The organism is Variovorax sp. Soil_C_12, assembly GCF_057657375.1.
Map to the genome: position 1 here is coordinate 1 of NZ_JBDGIO010000035.1, position 5,659 is coordinate 5,659.

Annotated in this window: 2 tRNA genes and 3 rRNA genes; all 5 read right to left on the reverse strand. The window is 52.0% G+C overall.

The annotated features are described in order from the left end of the window. Positions 1–45: 45 nt before the first annotated feature. A 5S ribosomal RNA gene (rrf, locus tag AC3A6X_RS36275) occupies positions 46–158 on the reverse strand. A 119-nt stretch (positions 159–277) separates the two neighbouring features. Continuing rightward, positions 278–3,148: ribosomal RNA gene (locus tag AC3A6X_RS36280) — 23S ribosomal RNA — on the reverse strand. A gap of 318 nt (positions 3,149–3,466) precedes the next feature. Then, positions 3,467–3,542, reverse strand: a tRNA-Ala gene (locus AC3A6X_RS36285). Positions 3,543–3,570: 28 nt separating this feature from the next. Next, positions 3,571–3,647 (reverse strand) — tRNA-Ile (locus AC3A6X_RS36290). Positions 3,648–3,720: 73 nt separating this feature from the next. Next, positions 3,721–5,255 (reverse strand): 16S ribosomal RNA (locus AC3A6X_RS36295). Together the 16S, 23S and 5S rRNA genes with 2 tRNA genes alongside form the textbook arrangement of a ribosomal RNA operon. Positions 5,256–5,659: the final 404 nt, after the last annotated feature.

Genomic DNA, 5,659 nt, shown 5'->3' on the forward strand with positions numbered 1-5,659 from the left:
CAAAAAGCCCAACCATTTCTGGTTGGGCTTTTTGGGGCTGTAAGAGCCTGACGATGACCTACTTTCACACGGGAACCCGCACTATCATCGGCGCTGAGGCGTTTCACTGTCCTGTTCGGGATGGGAAGGAGTGGGACCACCTCGCTATGGTCATCAGGCATAAAGGGTTGCTGTGCTGAGGGTTGGTCAGCACAACGAATTCATAGAGTTGGGAATCAGCTTTTGGTTTTGACTGCGTCACTTGGCATAACACCTTGATCTGGGAGATCAAAGTTATAGGGTCAAGCCGCACGAGCAATTAGTATCGGTTAGCTTAACGCATTACTGCGCTTCCACACCCGACCTATCAACGTCCTGGTCTAGAACGACTCTTCAGGGGGCTCGAGGCCCCGGCAGATCTCATCTTGAAACGAGTTTCCCGCTTAGATGCTTTCAGCGGTTATCTCTTCCACACTTAGCTACTCGGCAATGCCACTGGCGTGACAACCGATACACCAGAGGTGTGTCCACTCCGGTCCTCTCGTACTAGGAGCAGGCTTCCTCAAATCTGCAGCGCCCACGGAAGATAGGGACCAAACTGTCTCACGACGTTTTAAACCCAGCTCACGTACCTCTTTAAATGGCGAACAGCCATACCCTTGGGACCGGCTACAGCCCCAGGATGAGATGAGCCGACATCGAGGTGCCAAACACCGCCGTCGATATGAACTCTTGGGCGGTATCAGCCTGTTATCCCCAGAGTACCTTTTATCCGTTGAGCGATGGCCCTTCCATACAGAACCACCGGATCACTATGTCCTGCTTTCGCATCTGCTCGACTTGTCAGTCTCGCAGTTAAGCACGCTTATGCCATTGCACTATCGTCACGATGTCCGACCGTAACTAGCGTACCTTCGAACTCCTCCGTTACGCTTTGGGAGGAGACCGCCCCAGTCAAACTGCCTACCATGCACTGTCCCCGATCCAGATAATGGACCTAGGTTAGAACCTCAAACACACCAGGGTGGTATTTCAACGTTGGCTCCATGCGATCTAGCGACCGCACTTCAAAGCCTCCCACCTATCCTACACAGATCTGTTCAAAGTCCAATACAAAGCTACAGTAAAGGTTCATGGGGTCTTTCCGTCTTTCCGCGGGGAGATTGCATCATCACAAACATTTCAACTTCGCTGAGTCTCAGGAGGAGACAGTGTGGCCATCGTTACGCCATTCGTGCAGGTCGGAACTTACCCGACAAGGAATTTCGCTACCTTAGGACCGTTATAGTTACGGCCGCCGTTTACTGGGACTTCAATCAAGAGCTTGCACCCCATCATTTAATCTTCCAGCACCGGGCAGGCGTCACACCCTATACGTCCACTTTCGTGTTTGCAGAGTGCTGTGTTTTTAATAAACAGTCGCAGCCACCGATTTTTTGCAACCCGTTCATGCTCCGTTGTTCACTTCACACTAATAGGGCACACCTTCTTCCGAAGTTACGGTGTCAATTTGCCGAGTTCCTTCTCCTGAGTTCTCTCAAGCGCCTTAGAATACTCATCTCGCGCACCAGTGTCGGTTTGCGGTACGGTCGTGTGCAGCTGAAGCTTAGTGGCTTTTCCTGGAACCTCGTTCAGTCACTTCACCAGCAAGCTGGCTCGATCGTTGGCCTCGGTATATGTGCGCCGGATTTGCCTAACGCACGCCTACTTCCAACTAAACCGGGATATCCAACACCCGGATGACCTATTAAGATCCGTCCCCACATCGCACTACACATCGGTACAGGAATATTGACCTGTTTCCCATCAGCTACGCATCTCTGCCTCGCCTTAGGGGCCGACTCACTCTACGCCGATGAACGTTGCGTAGAAAACCTTGCGCTTACGGCGAGGGGGCTTTTCACCCCCTTTAACGCTACTCATGTCAGCATTCGCACTTCTGATACCTCCAGCACGCTTTACAACGCACCTTCACAGGCTTACAGAACGCTCTCCTACCACGCACAGTAAACTGTGCATCCGCAGCTTCGGTAACTGGCTTAGCCCCGTTACATCTTCCGCGCAGGACGACTCGATCAGTGAGCTATTACGCTTTCTTTAAATGATGGCTGCTTCTAAGCCAACATCCTGACTGTTTTAGCCTTCCCACTTCGTTTCCCACTTAGCCAATTTTAGGGACCTTAGCTGGCGGTCTGGGTTGTTTCCCTCTTGAGTCCGGACGTTAGCACCCGGTGCTCTGTCTCCCAAGCTGTACTCTTCGGTATTCGGAGTTTGCCTTGGTTTGGTAAGTCGCCATGACCCCCTAGCCAAAACAGTGCTCTACCCCCGAAGGTAATACTTGAGGCACTACCTAAATAGTTTTCGGAGAGAACCAGCTATTTCCAAGTTTGTTTAGCCTTTCACCCCTATCCACAGCTCATCCGCTAGTTTTGCAACACTAGTCGGTTCGGACCTCCAGTACCTGTTACGGCACCTTCATCCTGGCCATGGATAGATCACTTGGTTTCGGGTCTACACCCAGCGACTGGACGCCCTATTCGGACTCGATTTCTCTACGGCTTCCCTATTCGGTTAACCTTGCCACTGAATGTAAGTCGCTGACCCATTATACAAAAGGTACGCCGTCACCCTTGCGGGCTCCGACTTTTTGTAAGCATGCGGTTTCAGGATCTATTTCACTCCCCTCCCGGGGTTCTTTTCGCCTTTCCCTCACGGTACTAGTTCACTATCGGTCGATGATGAGTATTTAGCCTTGGAGGATGGTCCCCCCATCTTCAGACAGGATTTCTCGTGTCCCGCCCTACTTTTCGTTAGCTCAGTACCACACAAGTCTTTTCACGTACGGGGCTGTCACCCACTATGGCCGGCCTTTCCAAGCCGTTCCGTTAAGTCTTGTGCTATCACTAACAGGCTCCTCCGATTTCGCTCGCCACTACTTTCGGAATCTCGGTTGATGTCTTTTCCTCGAGCTACTGAGATGTTTCAGTTCACCCGGTTCGCCTCGCATGACTATGTATTCATCATGCGATACCTTTCGGTGGGTTTCCCCATTCGGAAATCTCCGGATCAAAGCTAATTTGCCAGCTCCCCGAAGCTTATCGCAGGCTATCACGTCCTTCGTCGCCTATCATCGCCAAGGCATCCACCACATGCTCTTATTCACTTGACCCTATAACTTTGACGTTTCTTCACAGAAACCAAAGCCATCAAGGAATATGTCAGGTCTTTCACCTGACGCGTTATGCCGTCTTCACAGCTCGAATTGCTTCGAAGTGAAGTTCATTTGACGCAATCAAAAATTCTTGTTGCTGATGGCACGGTCCGCACTAAACCTTTACGAATGTGCAGTTTCCATCAGCAACGCTGATTCGACTCTATGAATTTTTAAAGAACAGCCGATTGACCGAACAATCTCGATCAACAACAAAGAAGCCTCGCACTCTCGCACAAGGCCGCTTTGGTGTTGAATGGATATCTACCACGGTGTTGGTGGAGGATGACGGGATCGAACCGACGACCCCCTGCTTGCAAAGCAGGTGCTCTCCCAGCTGAGCTAATCCCCCGATGTCCTCTCACTTGGATATCAGAAGATGGTGGGTCTAGTTGGGCTCGAACCAACGACCCCCGCCTTATCAAGACGGTGCTCTAACCAGCTGAGCTACAGACCCATGGCCGAAACGTTTCGACCTCTTCCAACAACCGATAAGTGTGGGCGTTCAATTTGAACGGCATTGTTTCCAGAAAGGAGGTGATCCAGCCGCACCTTCCGATACGGCTACCTTGTTACGACTTCACCCCAGTCACGAACCCTGCCGTGGTAATCGCCCTCCTTGCGGTTAGGCTAACTACTTCTGGCAGAACCCGCTCCCATGGTGTGACGGGCGGTGTGTACAAGACCCGGGAACGTATTCACCGTGACATTCTGATCCACGATTACTAGCGATTCCGACTTCACGCAGTCGAGTTGCAGACTGCGATCCGGACTACGACTGGTTTTATGGGATTAGCTCCCCCTCGCGGGTTGGCAACCCTTTGTACCAGCCATTGTATGACGTGTGTAGCCCCACCTATAAGGGCCATGAGGACTTGACGTCATCCCCACCTTCCTCCGGTTTGTCACCGGCAGTCTCATTAGAGTGCCCAACTAAATGTAGCAACTAATGACAAGGGTTGCGCTCGTTGCGGGACTTAACCCAACATCTCACGACACGAGCTGACGACAGCCATGCAGCACCTGTGTTACGGCTCTCTTTCGAGCACTAAGCCATCTCTGGCAAATTCCGTACATGTCAAAGGTGGGTAAGGTTTTTCGCGTTGCATCGAATTAAACCACATCATCCACCGCTTGTGCGGGTCCCCGTCAATTCCTTTGAGTTTCAACCTTGCGGCCGTACTCCCCAGGCGGTCAACTTCACGCGTTAGCTTCGTTACTGAGTCAGTGAAGACCCAACAACCAGTTGACATCGTTTAGGGCGTGGACTACCAGGGTATCTAATCCTGTTTGCTCCCCACGCTTTCGTGCATGAGCGTCAGTGCAGGCCCAGGGGATTGCCTTCGCCATCGGTGTTCCTCCGCATATCTACGCATTTCACTGCTACACGCGGAATTCCATCCCCCTCTGCCGCACTCCAGCAATGCAGTCACAGATGCAGTTCCCAGGTTGAGCCCGGGGATTTCACAACTGTCTTACATCACCGCCTGCGCACGCTTTACGCCCAGTAATTCCGATTAACGCTTGCACCCTACGTATTACCGCGGCTGCTGGCACGTAGTTAGCCGGTGCTTATTCTTACGGTACCGTCATGAGCCCTCTTTATTAGAGAAAGCCTTTTCGTTCCGTACAAAAGCAGTTTACAACCCGAAGGCCTTCATCCTGCACGCGGCATGGCTGGATCAGGCTTGCGCCCATTGTCCAAAATTCCCCACTGCTGCCTCCCGTAGGAGTCTGGGCCGTGTCTCAGTCCCAGTGTGGCTGGTCGTCCTCTCAGACCAGCTACAGATCGCAGGCTTGGTGAGCCTTTACCTCACCAACTACCTAATCTGCCATCGGCCGCTCCATTCGCGCAAGGCCTTGCGGTCCCCTGCTTTCATCCGTAGATCTCATGCGGTATTAGCACAGCTTTCGCTGCGTTATCCCCCACGATTGGGCACGTTCCGATGTATTACTCACCCGTTCGCCACTCGCCACCAGGATTGCTCCCGTGCTGCCGTTCGACTTGCATGTGTAAGGCATGCCGCCAGCGTTCAATCTGAGCCAGGATCAAACTCTATAGTTCGATCTTGAATTTAACGTCTCTCGCGAGACAAACTCATAAAAACGGAATTGAAGTGAACTTCACTTCTATTCTCATGAGCATTTAAAGCCTAAAGGCTTCGTTCCGAAGAACTTGGCCATTCGCCTCAAACGCCCACGCTTATCGGCTGTATATTTTTAACGATCCCCGCAAGCCCGACACATCCCTGCGCCTTTCTTGCTCACCTCGCTGCGATCAGCGAAGCCTTCGATTATTACACGGTTTTTGAAGAACCACCAAACTTTTTTGAAGTTTTTTAAGAACCCGCCAATCTCTCGATCAACACAGCCCCACCAAAACCCCTCACCCCACCCACCACAACCACAGCCATCAAAACCCCTGAGAGCCTCAACAACCCGCCGTCTTGAGCGGAGCCCTCGATTATG